General features: G+C 46.5%; 22 protein-coding genes. 13 read left to right on the top strand and 9 right to left on the bottom strand.

From position 1 onward, the window contains the following. Positions 1–98: 98 nt before the first annotated feature. Entirely contained in the window at positions 99–290 is a 192-nt protein-coding gene (locus tag I8H75_06050) for a hypothetical protein (GenBank protein MBH2006878.1), read from the top strand. 222 nt (positions 291–512) lie between these two features. After that, entirely contained in the window at positions 513–1,262 is a 750-nt protein-coding gene (locus tag I8H75_06045) for a hypothetical protein (protein MBH2006877.1), read from the top strand. A 598-nt stretch (positions 1,263–1,860) separates the two neighbouring features. Here the strand turns inward: I8H75_06045 and I8H75_06040 are convergent. The 6 genes from I8H75_06040 to I8H75_06015 form a co-directional block, all read right to left on the bottom strand. Continuing rightward, positions 1,861–3,408 carry a hypothetical protein gene (locus I8H75_06040; protein ID MBH2006876.1) on the bottom strand — a complete coding sequence of 516 codons (1,548 nt, stop codon included), beginning with the start codon at positions 3,406–3,408 and terminating at the stop codon, positions 1,861–1,863. Positions 3,409–3,541: 133 nt separating this feature from the next. Further along, positions 3,542–5,941, bottom strand: coding sequence for an FYVE zinc finger domain-containing protein (locus tag I8H75_06035; GenBank protein MBH2006875.1), 2,400 nt, complete (start codon positions 5,939–5,941; stop codon positions 3,542–3,544). Between the two features lie 277 nt (positions 5,942–6,218). Further along, on the bottom strand, positions 6,219–7,013 hold the full coding sequence (locus I8H75_06030) for a 4-hydroxythreonine-4-phosphate dehydrogenase PdxA (protein MBH2006874.1): 795 nt from the start codon (positions 7,011–7,013) through the stop codon (positions 6,219–6,221). Further along, on the bottom strand, positions 7,010–9,175 hold the full coding sequence (locus tag I8H75_06025; GenBank protein MBH2006873.1) for a BamA/TamA family outer membrane protein: 2,166 nt from the start codon (positions 9,173–9,175) through the stop codon (positions 7,010–7,012). The genes I8H75_06030 and I8H75_06025 overlap by 4 nt, the downstream gene beginning before the upstream one ends. A 6-nt stretch (positions 9,176–9,181) precedes the next feature. Further along, the gene (locus I8H75_06020; protein MBH2006872.1) at positions 9,182–12,589 is read right to left on the bottom strand and encodes a translocation/assembly module TamB domain-containing protein; all 3,408 of its coding nucleotides are present in this window, start codon (positions 12,587–12,589) and stop codon (positions 9,182–9,184) included. 69 nt (positions 12,590–12,658) lie between these two features. Next, positions 12,659–13,717: a hypothetical protein gene (locus tag I8H75_06015; protein MBH2006871.1), complete on the bottom strand. Its 1,059-nt coding sequence runs from the start codon at positions 13,715–13,717 to the stop codon at positions 12,659–12,661. A 16-nt stretch (positions 13,718–13,733) separates the two neighbouring features. Here I8H75_06015 and I8H75_06010 point away from each other — a divergent pair, with 16 nt between their 5' ends. The 8 genes from I8H75_06010 to I8H75_05975 are packed head-to-tail and all read left to right on the top strand — an operon-like array spanning position 13,734 to position 20,603. Beyond that, the gene (locus tag I8H75_06010) at positions 13,734–14,102 is read left to right on the top strand and encodes a hypothetical protein (GenBank protein ID MBH2006870.1); all 369 of its coding nucleotides are present in this window, start codon (positions 13,734–13,736) and stop codon (positions 14,100–14,102) included. Between the two features lies 1 nt (position 14,103). After that, positions 14,104–15,087, top strand: a complete 984-nt coding sequence (locus I8H75_06005) for an RluA family pseudouridine synthase (GenBank protein ID MBH2006869.1) — start codon at positions 14,104–14,106, stop codon at positions 15,085–15,087. A gap of 9 nt (positions 15,088–15,096) precedes the next feature. Then, positions 15,097–15,381 carry an Asp-tRNA(Asn)/Glu-tRNA(Gln) amidotransferase subunit GatC gene (gene gatC / locus I8H75_06000; protein MBH2006868.1) on the top strand — a complete coding sequence of 95 codons (285 nt, stop codon included), beginning with the start codon at positions 15,097–15,099 and terminating at the stop codon, positions 15,379–15,381. A 6-nt stretch (positions 15,382–15,387) separates the two neighbouring features. Continuing rightward, positions 15,388–16,812 carry an Asp-tRNA(Asn)/Glu-tRNA(Gln) amidotransferase subunit GatA gene (gatA, locus tag I8H75_05995; GenBank protein MBH2006867.1) on the top strand — a complete coding sequence of 475 codons (1,425 nt, stop codon included), beginning with the start codon at positions 15,388–15,390 and terminating at the stop codon, positions 16,810–16,812. Beyond that, the gene (locus I8H75_05990; GenBank protein MBH2006866.1) at positions 16,809–17,138 is read left to right on the top strand and encodes an HIT domain-containing protein; all 330 of its coding nucleotides are present in this window, start codon (positions 16,809–16,811) and stop codon (positions 17,136–17,138) included. Before gatA ends, I8H75_05990 begins: the two co-directional genes overlap by 4 nt. A 33-nt stretch (positions 17,139–17,171) precedes the next feature. Next, complete coding sequence (locus tag I8H75_05985; GenBank protein ID MBH2006865.1) at positions 17,172–18,170, top strand: aspartate-semialdehyde dehydrogenase; 999 nt, start codon at positions 17,172–17,174, stop codon at positions 18,168–18,170. Then, positions 18,167–19,741 carry a hypothetical protein gene (locus tag I8H75_05980; GenBank protein MBH2006864.1) on the top strand — a complete coding sequence of 525 codons (1,575 nt, stop codon included), beginning with the start codon at positions 18,167–18,169 and terminating at the stop codon, positions 19,739–19,741. The genes I8H75_05985 and I8H75_05980 overlap by 4 nt, the downstream gene beginning before the upstream one ends. After that, positions 19,728–20,603 (top strand): hypothetical protein, encoded by an 876-nt coding sequence (locus I8H75_05975; GenBank protein MBH2006863.1) that lies wholly within the window; start codon positions 19,728–19,730, stop codon positions 20,601–20,603. The genes I8H75_05980 and I8H75_05975 overlap by 14 nt, the downstream gene beginning before the upstream one ends. A gap of 9 nt (positions 20,604–20,612) precedes the next feature. On the opposite strand, the gene I8H75_05970 is transcribed toward I8H75_05975, so the two are convergent. The 3 genes from I8H75_05970 to I8H75_05960 are packed head-to-tail and all read right to left on the bottom strand — an operon-like array spanning position 20,613 to position 22,923. Continuing rightward, the gene (locus I8H75_05970; GenBank protein ID MBH2006862.1) at positions 20,613–21,080 is read right to left on the bottom strand and encodes a hypothetical protein; all 468 of its coding nucleotides are present in this window, start codon (positions 21,078–21,080) and stop codon (positions 20,613–20,615) included. A 23-nt stretch (positions 21,081–21,103) separates the two neighbouring features. Further along, positions 21,104–21,520, bottom strand: coding sequence for a nucleoside-diphosphate kinase (ndk, locus tag I8H75_05965; GenBank protein MBH2006861.1), 417 nt, complete (start codon positions 21,518–21,520; stop codon positions 21,104–21,106). Continuing rightward, positions 21,517–22,923, bottom strand: coding sequence for a glutamate--tRNA ligase (locus I8H75_05960; protein ID MBH2006860.1), 1,407 nt, complete (start codon positions 22,921–22,923; stop codon positions 21,517–21,519). The genes ndk and I8H75_05960 overlap by 4 nt, the downstream gene beginning before the upstream one ends. 103 nt (positions 22,924–23,026) lie before the next feature. Here I8H75_05960 and I8H75_05955 point away from each other — a divergent pair, with 103 nt between their 5' ends. From I8H75_05955 to I8H75_05945, 3 genes are all read left to right on the top strand, one after another. Further along, on the top strand, positions 23,027–23,242 hold the full coding sequence (locus tag I8H75_05955; protein ID MBH2006859.1) for a helix-turn-helix transcriptional regulator: 216 nt from the start codon (positions 23,027–23,029) through the stop codon (positions 23,240–23,242). 160 nt (positions 23,243–23,402) lie between these two features. Continuing rightward, entirely contained in the window at positions 23,403–23,681 is a 279-nt protein-coding gene (locus I8H75_05950) for a (2Fe-2S) ferredoxin domain-containing protein (protein ID MBH2006858.1), read from the top strand. A gap of 114 nt (positions 23,682–23,795) precedes the next feature. Beyond that, complete coding sequence (locus I8H75_05945) at positions 23,796–25,424, top strand: AAA family ATPase (protein ID MBH2006857.1); 1,629 nt, start codon at positions 23,796–23,798, stop codon at positions 25,422–25,424. The last annotated feature ends 44 nt before the right edge of the window (positions 25,425–25,468 follow it).

Raw genomic sequence — 25,468 nt, 5'->3', positions numbered from 1 at the left:
TGTGACAAGGTTCGAACGCATGTGAGACTGGCGGAATAAAAAAAGAAGCTCTATTAGGAAGTTATGAACACAAGCCCAAAGGAGCCTCTTTTAGGCAGATGAAGTACCTACACGGTTACCAGACCTATCCGATAAACAAGCTTCGCATAAGCCCTCTTGATCCAGTAGCTCTCAATCAGGAACTGCGACCGGTGTTGAATGATTTTACCAAGAGCTATCATTGGGACCGACCTCATGATGGGATTGGTTTACAAACACCCCCAACATTTTCTAGAAGGCCTACCGATTAGATTACCAAAAGATCGAAGCACTCAGGACTTGTTGAGGGAGTTATTTGGATCATTTGAAACGTGCGAATGCGAGAAGACTGACGGAACAATTGATTGCTCATCATCTGATTTGGAAAAAGTACTTGCTATCTAAAGTAGGAGGCGTATTGAAAGCATAGGCATTTGAATTTGAATTTTTTCTACTTCGATGAAAATGCATAGAAATTTAGATAGGAGTTAAAAGTGAAAAACAATTTTATTTTAGCGCGTCTTTTTTTTGTATTTTTGATTGCCAATTCTTTATTTGTTTCATCAGAAGCAAAAGCTGGTGAGGTATGTTGGCCTGCTTGCTGCATCGCATGTACAGCAGTGGGCGCTTCTTCGTTTGCAAAGCAATATGGTCTTGTTTATGATATTCAAGGGTGTGCTCCTATGTGCATGGTTGCTTGTGCTGCTACCATATTTATTCCAGCTGCTTGTTTCTCAAAAAAAACACAAATAAAAGTTCTTCACAACAAAGAAATAGTGGAAAATAAAATAGAAAATATTACTTCAGGAGACATGGTTTTGACTGTAAAAAATAAAAAACCATCTTGGACAAAAGTTTTGAGAAATATTAGGACAGAAGGTCAATTCGAGTTCATCCGGATTACACTTCAAGGTATTGGAAATGATAATCACAGTGAAGTTATGGTTACACCAGAACACGGCTTAATATTAGTCCAGGATAATGGCGATACAAGTATCGATTCTGCAGAAAATCTAGTTATTGGAGATAAAATGATTGGCTCAAGTGGCGAGATTTTTCTAGTGATGAATTTGGCTAGAATCGTTCTAAATGAAAAATACACCTTAGAAACCATTGACGGGACTGTTTTGGCCTCTGACTTATTTATCACAACGCTCTGCAGTAACGAAGTTGTAGGTGGGGAACGTCCTTTTGAGTCTACCATGAAGGACTGGCGTTTAAAACACAACTTTTCTGAAACTTAATTGATGATTTCGTCCGAACAGAGGGCGGCAGTAACCAGGGGAACTGCCGCTCAGTCACAAAGCGAAACGATATTGTGGCTGAAGGAACTTCTGGCTTGTGTGATTTAGACGACTCTCGATAAGAAGCACGCTTTAAGCAGAAGATTGGTTGGACTGCGATGGCGCATCTGTTCAACCAGCATCTCATCTTTGAACCGTTTCGATCAGAAATCGTTGGAGCATGATTTTATCCCACAAGGGCATCCGTTTATTCTTCCTATTCTTTTTTATCGAGGTAATCAAACGTGATTCCCACCTTCGCCAGCTATCCACATGGGTTGGAAATTCTGAACACACATGTCGACAAAAATAGTCCAAGTAGCAGTTGCAAAAATCGTCAACAATACAAAATAGTTCTGTCATCCCATTTTCTCCTGTGTTGTCGGCTTTTACTCAGCTGCAAACACCATAGCATTTGGACAACCCTTGGACCCCAAAAACGGTTTAGCCTTCCTGCGACATCAAGTTACGTGCTGAACTGTCTAGATGTTTAGCCCCAGACTATGTGGCTTGTTTTAACAAATTTTGACCCAATAATGAATTTTTCACTAGCGCCTTATTATGGCCGGGCAACAATAATGATTCCATCTCCACCAAAATCGCAGCCTAAAAATTTGTTTGACGGGTCGTCTATGAATGTTTCAATTGTTGTTAACTGTGGAGCCCCTGACATGTTGGTCAATGTTGAGCTGTTGATTCCGCAAGATCCTTGAGTTCTCCAGAATATCTGATTTCTAAATAACGCTATACCCTCGAAACACTCGAAGAAACACACGTTGCTGCAATCCGTAATATTTACTGGATTTCTCGAGTTAATCGTACATGCATAGTTGATATTTCCACTCAATTGAGATATGTATATTTTATTATTCAAAGAGTCCATGGAAATCTGTTCAAGATTCACACAGCCAGATGTTGCATTTAACAGAGTTCTATCTTCTCCAAGCACCATAGAACTACCGAAATCAAACTTCGTTACATTCAAATAGCAAGTTGATCCTGTACCGCCCCATCCCCAGTAATAGAGATATCCATTTACTACATCAGCGAAGACCCCATATATGGGTTTGCTATGGCTAGTTAAAACGGTTTCAAAGCTTGTCGGTGGTACTGGATCAAAGTAAGAATTCAACCTACCCGACACGATCGAAGAACCCTTTGCGCAGTAAAGGACGCTATTAATTGTATCTATTGAAAATGACTCGCAGAAAAAAGAGCTCGACGGCACTAAAATACGACTCCACGTTACGGTTCTGTTGGCGCCTTCTACATAGGTCCAGGAAATATTGCCGTTTAAATCCATAAAATAGAGCTGAAGCATCGGGATCAGAGAAAAGGACAGTGTATTAGTCTCAGAACCCTGCACAGCACTAGTGAGCATAGACTCTGTTTGTTTACTGTTAGTTATCGATTTACTATTTTTCACGCTCGAAGATTCAAAGCCGGTTGGAGTTGAACTCGCAGAGGTTGATGCGTACGAATCGGTTGGTTTCAAGGTTTCCGAATGAGCTTTACTCGTACTTAGAGATCGGATTAGGCTATTACCACTAGACACGGTCTTAGTTTGTGCGTTGGAAATCGATTCACTCGTGCTACCTATATCTGCGATGAATTCACTTTTTGTTGCGGAATGGGATGTCGTTTCCGGCAACTGAAAATACAACCAATACTGTACCTGGGGATGCTGAAACGATTCATCTCCAACTGCCAGTCGAGCTTGTAGCACATGACTTTTACGCAACAGCTCGGGCAGCCCATTGGATCCGAATAAGCTTGGTACACACGTGGTGGGTTCATCAAGCCACTCGTGTCGTCCAAATGCCACATCACACATCACTTGCCGAATAATCTCTTGAAATAAAACCGTGCAATTCAGTTCAAACGGCCTTCTAAAATCAGGCTGTCGTTGAATGACTGGTGCAGTAAGATTCAAGAGGCTTTGCAAAACTTTTTTGACCTGAAACCCTTCTTCCGAAGAGTATAGCCGATTCTTGAACTGCGTGAGATTTCCTATTTGTTCGCTCAAGATTTCCGAGAAATCACCATCCCAAAGCAAGCTCGCTGATGCTGGGCTTGTAAGTAGAACAAGAATTAAAGTGATTTTCACTGACCACCCTCAGCTCCAGCACATCGCTTTGTGTGTGCCAATTATTCTCCTGCTCATTGAGTCCCCTAAGACCCCTACACCAGCCTGAACAGTTTTATTCAAACTCCAAAAGCAATACTCCTATCTACGCTCATTATTCATTACATAAGTCTTCCCAGCTTCCTGTTCGGCTCATCGCTGCCAGGCGGCCTGTTCTAACTCGTTCGCTCTTCAGCTCTCTCACAAAAAGAATAATTCCTCTGTATCCAAGGTACCGGGAACAAAGACCTCCATTTAGCAAATTAAGGCGCCATTTGTCTCCCATGACCGCGACACCATCGATCAAAGTACTTGACCAAGCAAAATTTAAATCTACTTGAAAATCAGCGCTTCGTCCTTCCAAGAATAGATTCTCTAACTCCCAGATGGTTGGCAAACGCCACCCTGCATTGGCTACACTCCCCGCCACCGCATCTACTTCTGCACTTTCGATGATAGGTACTTGCCTGGAATCTTCAATTCTATCACCTCGGTATACTCGCCACTCTAAACCTCTAAGTTGTTTAAACCCAGCAATAGATTGCTCTTTATGGGCCAACGACACGTTGCGTGGAGGGGTTCGCACCATTTTTGCTGCTTTTAGACGAACACTTAATTCTTCAAACTCCTGCCCTTCCAGACTGGATCGATATCTTTGCTCTTCTAAAGCGACAGATTCACGCAACAGCTGGTTTTCATCAGAAAGCAACGAAGCTGCTCTTTCTATAAAGCCAGAAATCAATAAATGTCTATCGGTAGATTCTTCCATCTCTAAATTTTTACACTCTTGCCTCTCTAATGCTGGAAAATTTTGGGCTCTCATATTCAAATCCTGAAGTTCTTTTTGAAAACGCTCAACAACCGTGTGTTTGAGACACTTATAAGACTCAGAATATGCGTCTTTCACGGCTTGTACATCGGACATACCACCTTCAATAATAGATCGAACTTTGTTTTCTTCATTCATAAACCACTGCCCGGTAACCATCTTACTATGCAAGAAATTGATAATCTGTTCGTATTCCGGAAGCGCTAATCCGATCAGGACTTGCTTTAGGCTATGCGGGTCTAATTCCAAAAATTTTTTGAAACTACATAGACTAGAAATTGGCCTAGATTGGACGTGTAAAAACTCATCCAGGTAGTGTTGCAGATTGCTTTCCAATTGGGTAAGCCGGTGGCCCATGGTTTCACTTTGACGTTTAATTTCCTCAGATACATGACTGAGCTCTTCCTGAAAACTGGATTTAATCTCGTCCAAACTAGGGGCTTGCATACGATTTTTTTGATCCACCGTTAAAGCAAACTGACGATCATTCATAATCATAGTTAAGTCGTTGTGAATCGAATTAAACTGATCCGCTGTCGAACAGGAGTATTGTTGCCAAGTAGCCTGGACGCGTTCCACAAAGGTCCTATTTGAGTCCTGCTGGAATTTTTCAAGCAGCTTAATGGCATCCTCAAACACTTTTTTGAGATCATTGGCTGCACGCTGAGCCAAAGGAGTGTCTCCTTCTTTCAGCAGTTTCATCATGGCCATATTAATCCGAGAGATACGGGCAGCAAGTCTTTCGCTTTCGGCTCTGTTGCTTGCTGCTGTTTGAGCCAAAGAAACCACATTTTGAGCCATAGAAACCACGCTATCGAAAGGAGCAGGAACCATAGAACTTAAACTATTCAGTACTGTTCCAGCAGCACTCAAAATCGTGTCTCGGGTCGATGTATTCACATTAGCTTGTTGCTCAAACTCACTCACCAGCTCTTGAACACGCTCCGCTTGTGGACGCACTTGCTGAGTCTTTCGATATTTTTCTACACAACTTCCACATGCTTTCTTAGAATCCGGATAACCCAGAGTAGGGATGCTAGCTACTAAACAATCCGAACAGACTATCTCTCCGCAGGCACGGCAATTGTATTTTCGTTTAAAGAAGCTAAATTTCTTATGACACTCATGACAATCCGAAGCCAAATCCTGGGGCTGCAATGGAGTTGCGAGCGAACTAGTAGGCGAAGAGCTTGAACTGGCAGACTGACCTGGGGCCAGGCGCACGCCTGGTACCAAATGCTCGCGCCCATCCCCAAACAAAAACAACTTTCCCGGAGCTGCCTCCATAACGTCCAGATTCAGTTGCGAAGCTTCTTCTTGTTGAAGCCCCTCTGGCAGTGCTCCCAACTCGATGAGTTCCAAAAGTTCTTCTTCAGCTTCCAAAGCCTCCGAAGCTTTTCCCTGCTGCCGCTTGCTCAGAGCTTCTCGGCGCAGTGCATTGATACGCTTATACCGCTCGTTGATCTGTTCATGGTAGTTTGCGCCAATACGGCCCAGGGGAGTCAAGGCCGATCCCAGAGAAAAGAATTTCACTTCTCGCAGGCTTTCTCGGATTTGTTGACCGATTCGAGCAGTCTCGGCCAAAGCGTCATGAAGCCAAACAGGACGCTCTCTAACAAGGCCCCAGGCCATTAGGTTCGTAGACGAAACAGAAACAAGCAAAACAACAGAAAAGATTCGATTCATAGAACGAGTAAGCTCCTCTCATTAACGAGGTGATTTAAACACCAATCTAATCTGCTTCTATACCGTTGACTTAGGACTGTAAATACTTTGTGTCTGGATTCAAAGCATTTGAGACTGGAACGTGTTAGCTACACAGGATTTACAAAGAACCGAAACGTCAGCTGTCGGGATCTGAGAGCAAACTTAGCTTAAAGCGAAGCTTCTGAGCTAACCCATTTGCCAAAAATAATGTTCTAAATAGCAAACGCCAAGGCTTCGAATCGATCTGCTGCATTATTCATACAATCAATCGAATTGCAGTCTCCAATGAACCCGAATCAGCGAGACCAGTCCCGACGAGTTCATCGGCCGTTCCATGCGCCGGGCTCGTTCTCGGAATCCGAAGACCCCAAGTCACATTGGCGGCTTTTCCTGCCGCTAAGAGCTTATAAGGCCCTAAGCCTTGATCGTGATACATCGAAAACACAGCATCGTACTGGCCTTGATGATGAAGCCAGAATCCATCCGCAGACAAAGGCCCCCGTACTCGGTAACCGCTGTTTTGAAACTCGGCGACCACAGGTTCGATCACTTCGATTTCCTCTGTTCCCAGCAGGCCAGACTCGCCCGCATGAGGGTTGAGCCCTAGAATCGCCACGCGGACTTCTTGAGGCGGTTTTTTAAAATACTCTGAAGAGCCTTTCAGCAGCCGATGCAATTTTGCTCTTAAAAGTGGCTTGGTCAAAGCATCTGAAACTTTTGAGATCGGCAGATGTACAGTTGCAAGACCCAATACAAAAGGCCCTCCTATGAATACCATGAGAGGAGGCTCTTCATCGACGCCTAAATAAGCATGCAAAAATTCTGTTTGACCGGCGTAAGATTGGCCGTCTAATTTTTGAAGAGAAGCTTTGTGGACGGGTCCCGTGACAAGCCCCTGAATCTCTCCTCTTTGAGCTCGATTCACCGCCTCCATCAAATTGGAACATCGCTTAAAAGACACAGAAGAAGGAATATCGAGTTCTCGAAAGACCCGAGCGAAAAGTTCCGGCCCCACTCCTTCTCCTTCGGTGTAACCAATCACTCTCTTCACAAGGTATCTCCGATTGAAAAGTGCAACTGCAAAAGACTCCAAACATCTGAATAGTTGATCGGATGCGCATCCAGAACACGGACCCCTAAATCCAGGCTTAGAGGCCCAATCGGTGTTTCGTAGCGCACACCCAAACCGGTTCCAACGGACAGAGATTGAAGCGAGAAATGTCGAATATCTTTGAGCAATTCTCCTGCATCCATGAACAAACCCCCACGCCAATCCCCTTGGATGGGAAACTGAAGTTCATTCCGCCATAAAGCAAAATAGTTAGCGCCCAAACTCACTCCAGAGGTATTGGAAGCATCAGCAGGAAAAATTTGATTTTCTGCGAATCCTCGAACACTGGAAGTCCCGCCTAAATAAAACCGTTTGAAAATTGGAACGTAGTTTCCCTGATTCAGATTCCAAATCCCTCCCCCGCGCAGGTGACTCACCCAAGTCCAAGACGAGACAATCGGTACGTAAGTACTGCCTGCCAACAGAGTTTTAAAATACGAAATACCGACCGTTGCATCTTTAAGACCAAACCCATAATCTGCTTCCAGTTGAATGGAGTATCCTTTTCGAGGCAACAAAGCGCTATCTCGACCGTCCCAAAACCCTATCCATCTTGGGGTTGCCTGAAGCACCACTCCTTCATCCGCTCGAATATTTTGATTTGACTCTCCCAACGCACACGCAGAACAGGTAAAATTTGAGTATTCGATCTCCATTTGGCCGGTTAGCCTCAAATTTTTAAGAACTTGAGAATGGAGTGAGCCGTTGCTGGAAGCGCTATTCAGAATGTAAGCTGGTTTTAAGTCTCTTAAATACCCTGCGTCCCAGCTTGCGCTTAAATCAAATGGCACCCCAAGCACTTGAGGATAAGTTAGACCCATATTCGCTTTCCCAGCCAAGTAGTTGGATGTTTGACTCTTCAATGCCTCTTGGACTGGAAGAGGGTAGAAGACAGGCAGGAGATAAAAAGCAGCAGGATAATTAAGTTGCCCTCGAATCCGAAATCCCAGTCCTTTTCCCAAGAGATTGCGATACTGCCAGAGTCCCGACACCCGAGGCCCATCTACCAGCGAAGCCCCCACGCCCAGTTCCAATGAATTCCGTTCTCGTTCTTTCAGCGTTACCATCAGCGTACGCCCTTCTAAGGACAGCTCGACTTCCGAAAAGAGATCCAACTGCAAAAGACTGGATCGGCTCTCCATCCATCTCTCCCATGAGAACCAATCGCCCGGCTTCATTTTAAGGTAATACTCAATCAAAGGCCTTTGGGTCACCTGATTGCCTTGGATACGAATTTCTTCGATTTGAACGCGTTCTCCCGTTTGAATTTTAAAAATCAGTTTGGAGTCCTCGATTTTCTGTTCGATCGTTGCATCTGGATACCCCTCGTTCCAGAAATGCTCGATGAGTTGAACTCGAAGTTGTTCGACCTTCTCAGAACTTAATGGGTCACCCACGCGTATGGCTGAATCCTTTAAATGGACCGAAGCTCCGCGGTATTCAATGGCTCGGATTCGAGTCTGCACTCCTTCATCGATTCGAAATTGCAAATCGATCCAATGATCATTTTCAATTTCACTTTCCTTGGGACCGTAGATTTGGACATCCAGGAAACCACTTTGAATGTAAAGCTCCTCGAGCTCTGCTTTGGCTTTCAAAAATAAGCTTTTATCAAAGGGCATAAAGCCATATTCAAAAAAAACAGGCGATGGCTGTTTCTGATTCGCCAGAGTTGGGTTTAAGAGTTGATCAATTTGAGCTCGATCGACTACGGCAATATCGTATCCAGAAGCATTTTCTAAGACAAAGGCTCGCACTCGGTCTCGAATCCGCTTTGCTGAGAAATAAGTAGACCCTTGAACCTCAATATTTCGAACGAGAATTTGCTTGCCTTCGCGGATGCGGCAAAGCAACTGAGTACCAGAAACCCTGGAAAGATCGACTTTAGCAAAAATAAAGCCGAGCTTTCGGTAATGATTAACGATTTCGGACTGAATTTGCTCAAACAACCGACCATTGCCCTGAGTGCGAGAAGTTAATTTTTTTTGAATCAGCCGGTCAAGATAATGGGACTGAATGGACTTCGCACCTTCAATACGAAGGGTTTGCTTTCCCGAAACAGCCCAGCAAAAAAATAAGGTACAGTAAAAAAAGTATTTCATCGCAAACTAAAAATCCCATCGAACCCGAAAGTCGCCACCCGCATCGCCCCAATTCGTGACGCCTTCAGAATCCCAATTTAATCGCCATCGCCAACGACGGCTCATGTATTTTTCAAGCTCGATTCGCTTTTCTCGATTACCCAAATTATTCTGAACCAGTGAAGTCTGTAAGCGCAGACGCAGGTTTCCAAACACCTGCATGCCCAAAACGACGGAGGGGGTGATCCCGCCCATTTGATTGTACAAAGTCCCTAAACGCAGCTCATCAAAACTGCCTTCTGGCATTAATTTCAAAAATTTATCTCCGAGACCCGATGCCATCGAAATCGCTTCAAGACCAGCACTGCGTGCAACTCCCAAATGATCTTGATAGTTTCTTCCGACAAATCCAAAAAGGACTAAATTCATCAACTCGTTTTGAGCTAAAGAAGGCTTGGAGGAAAGAATGAGCCTCGGGTGTGCCAAGTCTCCTTGCGCGCGCACGGTCACATCGTAGTCCAATATCTGACTGCTCGCTTCAACGTCTATTTTGGGATTGATCCGAAAAGGATTATCGAAACTCGCCCGAGCCTTGTGAATTTGGAAATGGTGGCTTCGGAAATAAGCCTCTCCAGAGAGCACGTTTAACTCTCCTTCCAGGCTAGGAGAACTGGTATTACCCAGCAATTTTAGCCGACCGCTCAGCTCTCCATTAAACGTTCGACTCTCATACCGGATGACATCCTTAAGACCTAAATTCACGTCCAGTGGAATGGATTGACGCTTTAAACTCGATCGCGTTGGGCGAAAAGAGAGGGAATCCAGCTCTTGAGTCAGCAACATATCCGAGAACTGAAGATCACCGGATAAAGTCGGCTCCGTCCATAAACCCCCGAGCCTAAGGTATCCATTCGCGTTTCCGGTCAAAAAAGTGCTGTAGTAAACCGGAACATCTGCGAGTATGAAGCGCAAATCTTCAAAAGACCTCTTCGCTAAGTCGATCTTGCCTGCCAATTGAAGCAAGCCTTGATCTGCTTGCCCGGCTAAAGCAATTTGCGCTTCGTCTCCCATAAATTGAATTTCGCCTCCAACATGGGTTAAGCCTGGTGGGTAGTCTCGCAAAGAAAGGTAAGAATCCGGAGCTATCGAAGCCTTACCGTGCAGCAAGGGGTTTTTCCAGGTCCCAGCCATCGCCAAATCCATTTTAAAATCGCCGTAAGCGCCTTCAATCCGATCATCTAATTGGGCCAACGCCCCTAAATCGGCCTGCACGTTCAAGTCAATCTGTGGACCTGTGCGATCAACGGTTCCTTTGACTGTCACCCTATCCCCCTGTGCACTCGAAAATTGGACCTCGGATAGCTTCAGACTCCCCTGATCGTAATGAGCTTCAATCGGTCGACTGGCGATCATTTTAAGATTTTCCAAATAGAATAAGGCTGGGTAAAGGGATAATTCAGCACGGCTATCTTGCGGTCGCTGCAAGCTCCCGGCTGCACTCAATTTAAGACCGGCTTTGGGTTCTAAGCGTTGGAGTACAGGCGGCAGGTCTAAGAACGCATCCAAAGAACCAAAGGGTTTATGGATGCGAACACGGTATTGAAGCGTGTCATACAGATCAAGCGACAGTTCCGTTTGAGCTTGGGAAGGGGTCATAAAACCTTTGGCCGTTAAGCGATCGTTCTGAATCTGAATGCGCAAAAGCGAACGGTCCAAAACACCCTGCTCAATTTTGAAGTCTCCTGCGCCCTTCAACAAATTGAGACTCCACAGCGTCTGCGTCGCTCCTTGTGCAACAACCCAGTCCGACTGAATCGAGATTTCAGAAAGAGATCCTTTCTCAAGCGGTCCCTCAAATCGAGCTTTTCCAGTCAACTCGCCCGGCACAGAAAGCTCCAGCAAATCGGCCACTAAACCTTTATGAACCTGAACATCAGCCGCCACACGAGTCGGTCCATTGAGAGAAATTTTGAGATCCCCTGTATAGCGCACCGACTTCTTTTGCGCCTCTACCTTGCTGATTCGAATAGCATTGTCTTGATATTGAAAATCGCCACTTAAATTCCCTAAAGAAATCCCTTCAAAACGAAAATCAGCCATTTGGAAAGGCGATTGGATGAAGAGATTCTGGTAAAGCCCTTGGATGGACACATGAGCCGACCCACTTCCGTGATAAGTGTTGGATGCCACTCGATTGTGTATGGAATCCAATTGTAGCCGAGGGATATCCGCGTTGAGCCGTATACCCTTTTTGTTAAAAAAAAGATCGCAATCGATCCGTGCCTGAGTTCTACCGTCTCGCAAGCGCACATTCCAAAAATGAAAAGCTTCGCGGTCTGCTCCGAGATCCAATTCATACTGAATGGGATAAGCGGTATTGAAAATATTCGCTTTGGGACTTTGAACTTTTAAATCACGCGCGAGGCCTTTGGCATGCCCTTCAAGGATAAAAAAGGGCTTGACTTGCCCTCGAACGAAACCGACCGTTCCAAACTTTAATTCTGCCCAACTTTTTTGAATCCCCAAATCTTCCAATAAGTCGTAGAGCGAAGCATTTTGAGCATTCACTTGTGCAGAGAATTGCCAATTTTGGTCAAACTTTAACTGGGCGGCAAGCCCCAACTCCGTTCCTGCAAACTCAACTTTCGCGTTATTGAGTTCCAGTCTTTCCTGGTTCACAAATGCCAAGCCCTTGAGCGAAGCAATCTTGACATCGTCGATTCGAATGCCCATGGCTTTAAGCTCCCCCATGAATTCGAATCCTCGTTCAATGGAGGGATAGCGAAGATGGCCCAAAATCCCGACTTCGCCATTCAGTGGCATATTCAGTCGACGAATCTCAGGGACTTCTTCAAGCTTGCCGGACACACGAATCCGAACATCACTGCCAAGCCCTGGATATTGCTTGTGATGGTATCGAACATTGCCAACGGCATCGATTTTGAGCTCTGGAAACTCAATCGCTAAGTGATTCAAAGCTACGTTTCGAGGAGTCAGAGCCAGATTGGTATCCAAATCGACGATCCGAACCATCTGCCCATTCAGGTTAATCTCAGCCCTACCTCGTTTAATAATCAATTCGCTAATTGAGAATGGAGGGTGAGCCAATGCCACTTTAGAGCGTTTCTGATCGAAGTTTATCTTGGCCATCACTTCCGGCGTATCAATCTCAATTCGGCTAACAGGATTACCATCTATTAAATATTTCAAAGGAGCCAATCGAAAGGACACGCTTTTGGCTTGAACGAATAAGCCGATGTCTTCTTTGATCAGGCGAAAATGATCGACTCGAGCTGTTAAAAAACCTTCGATAGCAATGTCCTGAAAATCCAGTTGAATACCCTGTTTCAGCTTTAAATCAGCGACTAATTCAGCAATCGTGATTCGCACAACTTCGGGCGTTTTTCCCGCAAGATACCCGAGACCCGAAACCATACACACAACCAACACCAAAGCAATAAGCTTACGATATGAAATAGGGCTGAGCATAAAGGTAGGCCGAAATTACTCGCTTTTTAACTTCTTCGCAACCGTGTGATCGTAAAGCGATCCCAAGGTCCAGGTGAGAGGAGTGCCTTCGATATTTTTGGTCGCCATGAGTTCACGATTTCTGTGAAACCCAATCTTTTCCAGAACGACGGACATGTAAGCGGTATCAAAACAGATTTTTGAAAGGTAGTAGTCAGACTCCAAAGGCAACTCTTTTTTAAGGCTGGCCAATGATTTTCGGCATATCGAGGGTCCCAGTTTGTCCAATTTACCGGAAGAGATGGTTCTGAGTTTCAATAAAGAAGCGAGTTGCTCAAAATTATCCACCAGATAAAACTCGCCTTTGAGCTTGGGTTGGCGAATTTCTTGAAGCTTGCTGGCAATAAAGCGTCTGCACTGAACATAGCTCAAGGGTATCTCCTTGCAAGCTTCTTCTCCCAAACGTTTCCAAGCGCTGGACTCACCAAAGCCATCGTAACTGACCGAATAAAGCTGCGAATCCAGTGACTCCGTTTGAACGAGTTCGTTTTTTAAGAAAGTCACTTGCAAAGATGCCCCTCCCATTTCGATCAATCCTGCGCTTTTTCGTTTCTTTTGGATCTGACGATTGGGCCCCAGAGTCTTTCGCAGGTAATTCAAAGCGATCCATTGATAAATTCCTTCTTGCTCTCCCGTAATCACTTCCGCAACAGGACGGTCAAAACCTGACCGCTCCAAGGCTTTCTGAGCTGACTGAATCACGGATTCTTGCTCTGCCTTGGACAAAGCTCGAACCCCTCCCGTCGCTTGAAGCTTAATCGAAACTTGAGAAAGCTCGGTCAACGGTGAGAGCCTTTCTTGAGCAAATTGAATCAAAGGCAAAAGATAGTTCTGAACCCCTTCCGGGTTCGTAGAGAATGTCGAGATACCGGGTTTGATCCGGCGTTTTTCCAAAAGCCGAATCGCGCCCCCACTTCGTTCATAGATGTATAGCCGTGTGCCAGTACTTCCAGCATCGAGCATCACCCCGTATTCTTGTCCCTTAATGATATTTGAAACGAACAGGGCAGGGATTAGCCAAAACAAAATTCTCATGGTAACTCCGGGTAACATGGTTTGGCGCTCACTCAAGTGGACGGTCTCAGGACTCATCGTTTTCATCCTCGTTTTTATTTCGTGGCCCAAATACGAGCTATTCCAGTGCCGATCCAAACAAAGCGAAGCCAAGGCTTGGCTCAGTCACCTCTACCAGGCTGAGAAATTCTACTACGCTCACCATCAACACTATGTAAGCTTAGAGACTTTGATCGAGCAAAGTCTCGTAAAGTCAAACGATCTGAATTACACCTATAAGACCGTTTTTGCGAATGGGCACGCATTTGAGCTGCAAGCCATCGCAAAAAATCTTGACGAAGATACCTGGACCGTCAACCAATCTGGAAAGCTTGTAGCCCGTTTTGATGCTTGCTCTGTCCGATAAAGTGGTTCAACGCTGGAAAATTCCAGATTCTTTAAGCGGAATCCGTGCCGATCATTACCTGGTTTACCACATCGGTCGAATTTCCCGTTCCAAAGCCCAAAAGGTGATTGCATCGGGGGATTTTCGGCTAGAACAACAGCTCCTCAAACCATCGCGTCGCCTCAAAGCAGGCGATTGGGTCGAGCTTTGGCGAGTCCCACCCGATTCTTCCGACATCGAGCATCTTACCATTCCGATCCTCTACCAGGATGAACGCATCCTGGCTCTGAACAAACCAGGCAATATCGCCATACATCCAAGTGCTCGATACCTGTATCAGACTGTCACCCACTGGCTCAAAACCCATTTTCCAGGAAAACCCATTCACCCTTGCCACCGCTTGGATCGCGAGACCAGTGGCATTTTACTTTGCAGTCAAAATCGAGCGACTGACTCCGCTTTGAAGCAAGCCTTCATGAAGGGTCAAGTCGAAAAAACCTATTGGGCCTTCGTCGAAGGGCACCTTGATCGGGAAATCGATTGTGCTCGGCCTCTTTGTTTACAGGGCGGACGCGGCAAAGTTGCCATTAAAATGATCGAAGACTCTTCAGGATTTGCTTCTCAGACCTATTTTCGCCCTCTGCGTTACGACCCTATGACCGATTGGACGCTGGTCGAATGCAAACCCAAAACCGGCCGCCAACACCAAATACGAGCCCATCTAGCCTTAGAAGGATTCCCCATTGTAGGCGATAAACTGTATTCGATGGGAGAAGATTTTTTCGATGCTTATACGCGAGGCGTCGCGGACCTATCTCAGCTGCCACTGCCCAGGCAGGCCTTACACGCTCGTTCCATTCGTTTTGAACTGCAGTCTCAGATTTATTCTTTGGAATGCAGCCATCCTTTTTTTGACGCTTTTTTGACTCCAAACCCAGACGAACCAAGCACGCAGCTTGTCATGGATGCCTTGCCTGGCCTTGCAGAGACGGATGGACTGAGCTAGCAGCTACCTATGGATTTTTCATTCGAAGATATGCAAAAGCTTGCTCGGCTATCGCGGCTGGCCCTCAGTGAAGCGGAGTTGAACGATCGCAAAAAAGATTTGGAACAAATCCTAAGCCATATCACCAGCCTTCAGAATCTGTCGGTCGAGAATATCGAACCCATGACTCATGCTGTTCCCATCGAACTTTTTCAACGTTCCGACGTCGCAATGACCGGAATTGGCCGACAAGGGCTCTGCGGCTCTGCCGGCTTTGAAGAAGGTCTGATCAAAGTTCCCAAAATTATTGAGTAGCACACGATGAAAACACTTTCTGAAGCCATAAACGATTTAAACGAAAAAAAAGCCTCCAGTGTCGAACTCACGAAGGCGTGTTTGAGCCAGATTCGCACTCACGATGAGCAGTTGGGTTGTTACTTGCACGTTGCCGAAGCATCGGCCCTGAAAAGTGCTCAAGAATCCGATGCACGAAGAGCTCAGGGACAGACTCTGGGTGCCTTAGACGGGATCCCTCTGGGGATTAAAGACATGATCTTTTGCCAAGGCATGCCTGTCACAGCCGCATCGAAAATTCTTGAGAACTATGTGGCGCCCTACGATGCCACCGTCATCCAGAAACTGAAGAAACAAGGCGCTATTCTACTCGGAAAGCTGAACCAAGATGAATTCGCCATGGGGTCTTCTGGGGAGAACAGCGCTTATCGAATTTGCCGAAACCCTCTTAAGCCCACCCATACGCCGGGCGGTTCTTCCAGTGGTTCGGCAGCGGCCGTTGTGGCAAATATGGGCTACGGAACTCTCGGAACCGATACCGGTGGTTCCGTTCGACAGCCCGCTTCCTACTGTGGGATCGTCGGCCTCAAGCCGACTTACGGAAGGGTTTCTCGTTACGGTGTGATTGCGTACGCTAGCTCCTTGGATCAAGTGGGTGTTTTGGGGCACGGTGTTCGAGATGCCGCTCACCTCTTGCAGGGCATCGCCGGCCACGATCCCTCGGATTCCACCAGCGTTGATCTCCCGGTGCCCGACTATGCCAGCTTGCTGACAGACAGCATGCAAGGTCTGAAAATCGGAGTCCCCAAAGAATTCTTTGTTGAAGGTCTAGCCCCAGAAGTTCGTTCAGTTCTCGAGGATACGATCGCTCGCCTAGAGAAATCCGGTGCGAGCCTTCAAGAGATTTCTCTGCCGAACACGCAGCACGCTTTGGCCAGTTATTACATCATTGCGACGGCCGAAGCGTCTTCAAATCTTTCCCGTTACGATGGAATTCGTTACGGCCCACGACTGGGCGAAGAAGGCGGGCTTCGATCCGTCTACGAAGAAACCCGTGGGCAACTCTTTGGCACGGAAGTCAAGCGGCGCATTTTATTGGGCAGCTACGTGTTAAGCGCCGGATATTACGATGCTTACTACGTTCGAGCGCAAAAAGTTCGCCGTTTAATTGCCGAAGATTTTCGCCAAGCCTTTCAAAAGGTCGATGTCATTTTAGGTCCTACTGCTCCAACACCGGCCTTTAAGCTCGGTGAAAAAGCCTTAGACCCACTTCAGATGTATTTGGCAGATATTTTCACGATTCCTGTCAACTTAGCGGGGCTACCCGGCATCTCGATCCCTGGAGGCCGGTCTTATGAAGGTCTTCCCATCGGCGTGCAACTGATTGGCAAACCCTTCCAGGAAAGCGACTTGCTAAACGCCGCTTATGCCCTTGAAAGGTTATTGGCATGAGCGATTGCCTGTTCTGCCAAATCGTTTCTGGCAATGTTTCGGCTCAAATTGTCGCTCAAACCGATTCGCTGATTGCATTTCAAGACATCCACCCTCAGGCACCCAAGCATGTCTTGATTATCCCGAAGGAACACATTGAATCGGCCAAAACGATTTCCCAAACTCAAAGCGCTTTGATCGGTCAGATGGTTCTGCTCGCACAAGAGCTCAACCCAGAACGTGACTTTCGTCTCACCATCAATGCCGGTGTCGAAGCGGGGCAGAGCGTATTCCACCTGCATATGCACGTGCTTTCAGGGCGCTCATTTTCTTGGCCACCCGGTTGATATTTACTAACAAAGCCCTAGTGTCTTTGTTCTATGTCTCGTGCTTTTTCGATCGCAGTCGTGGGTGCAACCGGCCTGGTTGGCTCTGAGTTAATTTCAATTCTTGAAGAGCGCTGTTTTCCAGTAAGCCAGTGGACCTTGCTGACCTGTAAGGAATCTGCGGGTGAGCGCGTTCAAGTCAACGGCCAATCTCTTACCATTCAAACCCTCCAGGCTGAGGCGTTGAAGGACGTGGATATCGCTTTTATTGCAGCCGAAGCATCGATCGCTGAACAAGTAGCCGAATGGATCCAAGGAACGAAAACAATCTTAATTGATCAAAGCAATGCGTTTCGATGGGACGAAAAAGTTCCACTCGTGGTCGCTGAAGTCAACCCTGAAGACATTGCTCAGTTCAAAATCAAAAACGTGATTGCTTGTCCGAATGCCAATACCGTTCCGATCGTCCAATTGCTCGCGCCGCTCGACCATCAAGCCGACTTAAGTCGCGTGGTGGTGGCTTCTTATCAAGCCGTTTCCGGGGTTGGTCGAGAAGGCATGGAAGAGCTCGAGTCCCAGACGCGTGACTTGTTTTCCATGCGAGAGATAAAGCCTAAACACTTTGCTCACCGAATTGCCTTCAACATCTTGCCCCATATTCCTGGGGAAGAAGAAGGGTTGTTGCTGGAAACACGTCGGATTCTCAAAAAACCAGATCTGAAAATGGCTACCACTTGCGCTCAGGTGCCGGTCTTTAACGGATACAGCGCCGCGGTTCATATGGAATTTCGAAAACCTATCACCGAAGACACAGCTCGGCCTATTTTGGAAGCCACAAAGGGCTTGCAAATTGTCGACGATGTGAGCGAGGATCTCTACCCAACTCCCGCAGAAGCATCCGGAGGAGATGCGACTTTGGTAGGACGAATTCGAAATGACGACTCCGTTGAACACGGCTTAGCGGCTTGGTATTCGTGTGATAATTTACGAACCGGCTCTGCGCTAAACGCGGTCAAGATTGCTGAAATTTTAGCCAAGGAATATCTTCGATGAAAATATGGATCCTACTCCACACTCTATTCGGTTTGACACTTTTTGCTCAAGGCACAACCATCGTTGGTTTTTCAGGGATAGCACAGCCGTTTCTGAATGATTGTAGCCTTCGTTCGCCTCTTCAAGTTTTACTCAGCGGAGTCCCCAACGGGTCGAATTTGATTGGCCGAGTCATGAGCGATCCTAATTTTCAAAATGCCTGCCCCTCTTCATCGGATACCAATGCTCCGGGAGCGATTATCCCCAATTTTGCTCAAAGCCTCTCCAATGGGCTTGCAAACGTTGCTCCTCAGGACTTATTGAACGGTCTTGGAGCTTGCCAAAGCCCTGCTTCAGGAAAAGCTGCTCTGTGTATCTACGCAGTTGATGCAGAGCCTTTCAAAGCCCAATTCACCTACGACACTTTTCCCGATGCGGTCTCCATCGAAGAGATTGTAGCCGGATCCAAACGACTTTCTATGACTTTGAAAGATCCGAAATCCGCTCACCAAGATTATGCTCCGACTTATGAAGTCTGTTTCGGAACCGATTCTGCACTCATCGGCGCTTTAACCCATACATCGGCTGCGTGCCCCAGTGAGTTGACCACGACTTCAGCAACCCACATCACGTTAAACGATTTAGAAAACTTCCAAGAGTACACGCTGGTCGCCCGAGTCCAGAGATCGCAAAATTTGTGGAGCCCAAGCCTCACGGGAACCCCCATCGACAGCGCTGGTTTCTCGAAAATCTACGACGGCGCCAGCAACCCGCTCTCCTGGAGCTGCACACAGACCCCTTCTGCCCCAGAGTCGTGGGCACTCTTTCTTTTGTTGCTGATTTTAATCGCTCCGATTCGCATTCGCTTCTTAGGCGCTCTTTGCCTCTTATCCGTGCCTCTGTGGGCACACTTGGGTTCGATCAATGTCGGACTTACCGGTTCACCCTATCGCCCCAGTCTGGATACCAGTACTCAAATCAATGGCCGTGCCATACGTCCGTTTTATGGTCCTATGTTCGACCATAAACTCTTGCCTTTGATGGGGCTCGAAGTGGACATTCACCTCTGGGACCAGTTTGGAAGTTTGCAACTTGGAGGAGCTCTTTCCTACACCTATGCGGGAGGCAAAGCTCTTGCGATGGATCCAAGCACACAAGCCATTACCGCCCATCAATCCAGTGATTCTGTCGGTCTACACCTGTTGCACTTTCGACCTCAGCTTACCTATGCTTTGGATCACTGGGTCGACCGAGTGCCATTGGTTCCTTATGTGCGAGGCGGTATCGTCTGTGCAGGCTACCTATTCACGTATCAAAATGGCGTTGACCAAGAAGGCGGAGCGAATCCCATGGGTTTTGTTTTTGGCTACGAGGCTGCAGCCGGGCTTATGTTGGCCTTAGACTCACTGGAGCCAAGCGTCTCCCGAAACGCTCGAGCCAATGGCGTGTACGATCACGTCTATTTGAAAGCGGAAGCCGCCTACATGCCAATTGATAACTTTCATCAAAAGGGTCTTAATTTCTCGCCGCGTTGGCCAGCCGCTGATTTTCCACTCATGCTGACTTTGGGACTTGTTTTTGAGTTTAAGTGAAGCCAAGATTATCTCGGTCATCAAAGAGCAGCTTAAACCTATCCTAGCGCCTGGAGCGCAGGAGCTGTTGGACGATTGCGCGCTTTTACCACCCGTTTTACCAGGCTTTCATCGCGTGATTAGCCAAGATGCCTTTCAAGAAAAAAACGACTTTCAAATAGGGCTGGGACCCTTGGAATCCGCTGGCTATCGAGCGATTATTCAAAATCTTTCGGATATTGCTGCAGCCGGAGGGACTCCAATCGGATTTCTATGGTCTTTAGAGATTCCAGAATCTTGGTTTCAGAATGACTTGGCCTTTTTGACCGCGTTTTTGAAAGGCGCGGTGGCGGCAAGCCAATCTCACGGAGTTCAGTTCTACGGAGGTGACCTGAGCCGGTCTGCTTTGCATTTTAGCTGCTCCATCACGATCTTTGGAGATGTTAAGGGCAAGCCTTTGGGACGGCAAGGAGCGCGCCCTGGGGATCGAATCTACGTGAGTCGCCCGCTCGGCGCTTCGGCTGCCGGCTTGAAAAATCTATTGGATGGCATCGATGGGCCAGCCAATCCCATCCACCTCTATCCGACCGCCGAGCTTGAACTAGGGCCTAAGCTCGTTGACATTGCCACAGCTTGCATGGATCTCTCGGACGGATTATCCAAAGATCTCCATACGCTTTGCTCTGCGTCAAAAGTGGGGGCTCGCGTACACACGCTTCCCAAGCACTCGCTCGCTTCTGCCGATCAGGCGCTGTTGGGAGGCGAAGACTATGCTTTGCTTTTCACGGCTCAAGATTCTCCTTATGGCATTGAAATCGGTGAGATCGTTGCAGATACCAATGAGATGCCCTGGAGTAACTGTGGATACGATCACTTTCGTTAAGTTCGATGGTCAATGCCGAATCTGTCGCATCGCCTCGAACACAGAAACGGCCGCACATTGAGCGAGATTCAGTGATCGGACTGGACCGGGTTGTGGCAGCGTGAGGATTCGATCGGGATACTGCTTTTGAACCGAATCTTGAATGCTGGCGGTTTCAGGGCCTAACACCACCACATCGCCAGCTTCAAACGAAGCCTCCCAAGGTGTCTTAGAGCCCCCTACCTCTACCAACCAAGGCGACCTTCCAAGCAAACTCAAGCAACGTTCCAGATTGAGATGAAAATGAACCCGAGCCCCCGCAAAATAGTCTAAGCCCGCGCGCCATTTGGTTTTGTCGTTTTGTTCAAATACCAGCGGGCCGCAAATATGCAAAGCCACCTCTGAGCCCGCCGCAAGACGGACGATCGAAGCCACATTCGCAATAATGCGGGGGCGATCCAGAACCAAGTGCAACCAAGGATCGGTGAGCAGATTCATGCTAATCGGCTTCCGAGACGGAATTAGCCAACCTGGCTTTGTGCAAAAAACCAGGCAATTTCCGTTGCAGCCGTCTCAGGAGCATCCGAGCCATGTACCGTATTCTCACCAATGGAAAGAGCATACAGCTTACGCAAGGTATTTTCAGCTGCTTGAGCAGGATTCGTTGCCCCCATGATCTCACGATTCTTAGCAACGGCATTGGCACCTTCCAAGACCATCAACAAAACCGGACCTGAAGTCATCGATTCCACCAATTCGCCAAAAAACGGTCTTTCTTTATGAACCGCGTAAAAGCCTTCGGCTTCATGCAGACTCAGGCGCCTCATCTGAGCCGCTATCACTCGAAGGCCTTCTTCTTCGAAGCGGCCAATGATTTTGCCTATGAGATTGCGACGCACACCGTCGGGTTTAATAATCGAAAAAGTTCTTTGCATCATTTCTTTAATTCTCCTAAAGCCGCTCGAAGACGCGTTCTACAGCGCTCTCGTCCTAGCACAGCCAGCGTTTCAAACAAGGGCGGGGTTGCTTTTTTTCCCGTCGCCATAAGGCGTACAGGCATGAACACATCTTTGGGTTTGAGCTGATGTTGTTCGCAAAAAGTTCGCAAAGCGCTTTCCAGGCTTGGTGCATCAAAAGGCCTTAAGACCTCGATTTGCTCAATGAGTTCTTCGTAAAGTTCAATCAGCTTTTTTCGATCTTCGACGCCTTTAATGAGATAGTTCTCAGGCTCTACCAACACAGATGCTTTAAAAAAGAAGTCCGCGTATTCGATAAAATCTTCGGATTTCTCGACTCGTTCTTTGACCAATGGAACGATCTGGTTCAAGTACGCGGTCGAAAACAATCGGTCTTGCAAATAAGCAACGACTTGCTCACCGTTTCGATTTTCGCGTAAATAACGACCGTTTAGCCAGAGCAATTTTTTCAAATCAAACACGGGACCTCCCAAGGAGATGCGTTCCAATTTAAAATTTTGCACAAAGTCTGAGAGCGAAAAGATTTCGCGACCTTCTTCGAATGAAAAGGCCATCAGACCCAAAAAATTCAGCAATGCATCCGGTAAGTATCCGGCTTCTCGGAAGTACTCGAGCGAAACAGGATTTTTACGTTTCGAAACTTTGCTTTTATCGGCGTTTCTCAGCAGAGGCAGATGCGCAAACTGAGGGGGTTCCCAACCAAAAAATCGATAGAGTAAAATATGTTTAGGGGTCGAACTGATCCATTCCTCACCTCGGATCACGTGTGTGATGCGCATGAGGTGGTCGTCGACTACATTCGCTAAGTGGTACGTTGGAAACCCATCGCTCTTGAATAGCACTTGGTCATCGATTTCCGAATTGCCAATCGAAATTTCGCCGCGCAACAGGTCCCGAAACACGGTTTCGCCCTCTTGAGGCGTTTTGAGTCGAATGACTAATCCTTCGCTGAGATTTAAGGCTCGACAATGGCCATCGTAACCCGTGGGCTGTTTGAGCGCGAGCTGCCTTTTTCGAACTTCCGCCAAACGTTCGGGGGTGCAGCTGCACCAATAAGCATGACCCTTTGAAATGAGTTTTTCCACGTGCTCTTTGTAAATGGGCAAACGTTCGCTTTGACGATATGGACCGCACGGACCTCCGATATCCGGCCCTTCATCCCACTGAATGCCTAACCACTTAATGGAAGAGAGGATGGCTTGTTCGCTTTCGGGCGTCGAGCGCTTCTGGTCGGTGTCTTCAATCCGCAGAATAAATTTGCCACCCTGCTGTTTGGCAAAAGCATAGTTAAACAAGGATACATAGCCCGTCCCAACATGAGGGTCTCCCGTCGGAGATGGGCCGATACGAACGCGTATTTCCATCCCGAGTCCTTAGATTTTTAGACAAGAAAAATCAAGACCCTGCCTGGTTTCAACAGCCATTCCCGCGAACTTAGAGCGGTTAGAGATGGATTTGAGGAAGAGTATGAAAAGACATCGTGGCGAGCAACTCTTGGGCTTGCGCCAAGAAGCGCGTCTGACCCAAATAGAGCTTGCTAAAAAAGTTGGAACCACGGGTTCAGCCATTAGCCGTTATGAGAATTTTGCTTGCAACCGCTATGAGTTAAACACAATTCATAAAATCGTCAAAGCTTGCGGGGGTAAGATGCGGCTTGTATTTGAGAAATCACAAGATGCCTAAGGTTGATCAATCAAAAAGGCCTTAAGAATCGCCCTGGGTTTCAAGTCAGTCCCAAAGAGATGAGTATCCAAATATAGCCCTGCCTATTGAAACTCTGCTTTCTGAGTGTCCGTGAGAGGGGGTCGGTTGCGACTCAAGAACGATTGTGTCAAAAAATCTCATGCCCAAGAAGCATCTCTTTCTCTGCAGCGATCAAAGAAATCCAAAATGTTGCTCTCACGAAGAAGGCATGCGTTCCTGGAACTACTTGAAGAAGCGAATCACCGAACTGGGCTTGAAAACAAAGGTCCGACGTTCAAAAACACACTGCTTGCAAGTGTGCGAGAAAGGACCTGTGATGGTGATTTATCCAGAAGAAACCTGGCATCTTGGCTGCACTCCGGAGAAGATCGAGCAGATTTTACAAGAGCTCCAATCCCCACCCGAAGAATCGATCTAATCGCGTTTCAGGTTTCAAGGCAGGCTCAATCAATCTGTTTTTCTATTCGGGATCATCTGTTGAACCCGGACAGCTGCTTGATGGAAACCTCAAATTATGAGACACTTCAAATGCATGCGCTTCGCAATTGGTTTGGATGATTTTAAAAAATTAAGAACTTTGGTCGATTCTGAAGGAAGACACAATTTTTATTGCGATAAGTCTTTGCTGATCAAAGACGTTATTGACGATGGCTCTGAAATTATTCTCTTGCCAAGACCTAGACGCTTTGGAAAATCGTTAAATCTTTCTATGTTGAAGTACTTCTTTGGAACCGAAGAACCTTTATTTGAAGGTTTAGCGATTAGTCAGCACCAAAATATTTTAGAGGGCTGGCGAGGAAAATTTCCTGTGATCTTCATGGGATTGAAGAATTTAAAAGCTCAGGACCTGGAAACATTGACCAGTTCGCTGAAAATCAAGATCAGCGATGTTTACAAAGAATATGAATATTTGCTGACTTCGGAAAAGCTAACCGTTTTAAACAAGAAGACCATTGAGCCATATTTTGAACCTCATTTTACAGACAGCTACCTGACCAATTCTTTCTTGTACTTGACCCAAATGCTGGAAATCCATCACGGCCAGAAGGTTTGGGTGTTGATTGATGAGTACGATACACCTTTGCAAGAAGCCTATCTCAAAGGATTTTTTCCGGAGTCTGTTGCACTCTTCAAAAATATTCTAGGAGCCTTATTAAAATCAAATAATGCTTTATATAAAGGCGTTGTTACAGGCATTACTCGGATCGCCAAAGAAAGCCTCTTTTCAGACTTAAACAACGTCGGAACTTACGATATTACCTGCAACGAGTATGCTGAGCATTTCGGCTTCACAGAAAAAGAAATAGAGAGAATGTGCCCAAAAGACCATATTTCAGCTTTGAAATCTTGGTATAACGGATACCGTTTTGGTGATGGTCTAACAATCTATAATCCCTGGTCAATTCTGCATTTTTTGAAAAAGGGATACAAGTTAGCACCTTATTGGATTAATACGTCTTCGAATGATCTGATTCAAGAATGCATCACTGCAGATAAACTCAGGGACATTCATGCTTTGATCGATGGAAAGAGCCTGGATATTAAAGTAGAGCCCTACACGGTCATGAATAATCTGAAAGAAAACCCCTCTTCTTTTTGGAATCTGCTCTTTATTTCCGGCTACCTGACTTTAGACACGGATGGAAGAATGACGATTCCAAACTTGGAGGTTCACGATTTCTTTGAAAAGATCGTGCTGAAATGGTTTGGAGGGAAACAGGGCGAAACCTTTCTCACGGATTTGTTAGAAGACTTGATTTTAGGCCATGTTCTAGAACTTCAATCCAAGCTACAGAGGCTGATTCTAGAAACGATGAGTTTTCATGACGTAACGGAACGAAAACAAGAATCTTTTTATCATGGATTTCTGCTGGGCATGACACTCGGCTTACGAGATCGTTATGTTATTAAATCTAATCGAGAAAGTGGCTACGGTCGCTATGATTTGGCTTTATATCCCAAAGACACACAAAAAGACCCTGGTATTCTCATCGAAGTGAAGATGGGTCTGAAAGCCAAGGCTGGTTTGCAGCAGATCGAAAAGAAGACGTATTATCAAGACTTACAAACTCATGGTTGTAGCGAAATAAACCGTTATTCGATCGCTTTTGATGGAAAGGCTGTCGGTTTAGAGTCCAATTCCGATATCACTACTGTTTAGCATATTGACGAAACAGATTTTGCGAGAGCTTCAATTAGCTGCGC

It is taken from the genome of Myxococcaceae bacterium (genome assembly GCA_016000045.1).
Taxonomy (GTDB): domain Bacteria; phylum Myxococcota; class UBA727; order UBA727; family JABDBI01; genus AER2-1.
This window is presented reverse-complemented; position numbering and strand designations above follow the sequence as displayed.

Excerpts from the sequence above, each read along its gene's own strand:
- I8H75_06050 (MBH2006878.1), top strand. The coding sequence starts at position 99 with ATGAAGTACCTACACGGTTACCAGACCTATCCGATAAACAAGCTTCGC.
- I8H75_06015 (MBH2006871.1), bottom strand. The coding sequence starts at position 13,717 with ATGAGAATTTTGTTTTGGCTAATCCCTGCCCTGTTCGTTTCAAATATC.
- gatC (MBH2006868.1), top strand. The coding sequence starts at position 15,097 with ATGGATTTTTCATTCGAAGATATGCAAAAGCTTGCTCGGCTATCGCGG.
- I8H75_05980 (MBH2006864.1), top strand. The coding sequence starts at position 18,167 with ATGAAAATATGGATCCTACTCCACACTCTATTCGGTTTGACACTTTTT.
- I8H75_06010 (MBH2006870.1), top strand. The coding sequence starts at position 13,734 with ATGGTTTGGCGCTCACTCAAGTGGACGGTCTCAGGACTCATCGTTTTC.
- I8H75_05970 (MBH2006862.1), bottom strand. The coding sequence starts at position 21,080 with ATGAATCTGCTCACCGATCCTTGGTTGCACTTGGTTCTGGATCGCCCC.
- I8H75_05990 (MBH2006866.1), top strand. The coding sequence starts at position 16,809 with ATGAGCGATTGCCTGTTCTGCCAAATCGTTTCTGGCAATGTTTCGGCT.
- I8H75_05950 (MBH2006858.1), top strand. The coding sequence starts at position 23,403 with ATGCCCAAGAAGCATCTCTTTCTCTGCAGCGATCAAAGAAATCCAAAA.
- ndk (MBH2006861.1), bottom strand. The coding sequence starts at position 21,520 with ATGATGCAAAGAACTTTTTCGATTATTAAACCCGACGGTGTGCGTCGC.
- I8H75_05985 (MBH2006865.1), top strand. The coding sequence starts at position 17,172 with ATGTCTCGTGCTTTTTCGATCGCAGTCGTGGGTGCAACCGGCCTGGTT.
- I8H75_06025 (MBH2006873.1), bottom strand. The coding sequence starts at position 9,175 with ATGAAATACTTTTTTTACTGTACCTTATTTTTTTGCTGGGCTGTTTCG.
- I8H75_06020 (MBH2006872.1), bottom strand. The coding sequence starts at position 12,589 with ATGGTTTCGGGTCTCGGGTATCTTGCGGGAAAAACGCCCGAAGTTGTG.
- I8H75_05955 (MBH2006859.1), top strand. The coding sequence starts at position 23,027 with ATGAAAAGACATCGTGGCGAGCAACTCTTGGGCTTGCGCCAAGAAGCG.
- I8H75_06035 (MBH2006875.1), bottom strand. The coding sequence starts at position 5,941 with ATGAATCGAATCTTTTCTGTTGTTTTGCTTGTTTCTGTTTCGTCTACG.
- I8H75_05945 (MBH2006857.1), top strand. The coding sequence starts at position 23,796 with ATGCGCTTCGCAATTGGTTTGGATGATTTTAAAAAATTAAGAACTTTG.
- gatA (MBH2006867.1), top strand. The coding sequence starts at position 15,388 with ATGAAAACACTTTCTGAAGCCATAAACGATTTAAACGAAAAAAAAGCC.
- I8H75_05960 (MBH2006860.1), bottom strand. The coding sequence starts at position 22,923 with ATGGAAATACGCGTTCGTATCGGCCCATCTCCGACGGGAGACCCTCAT.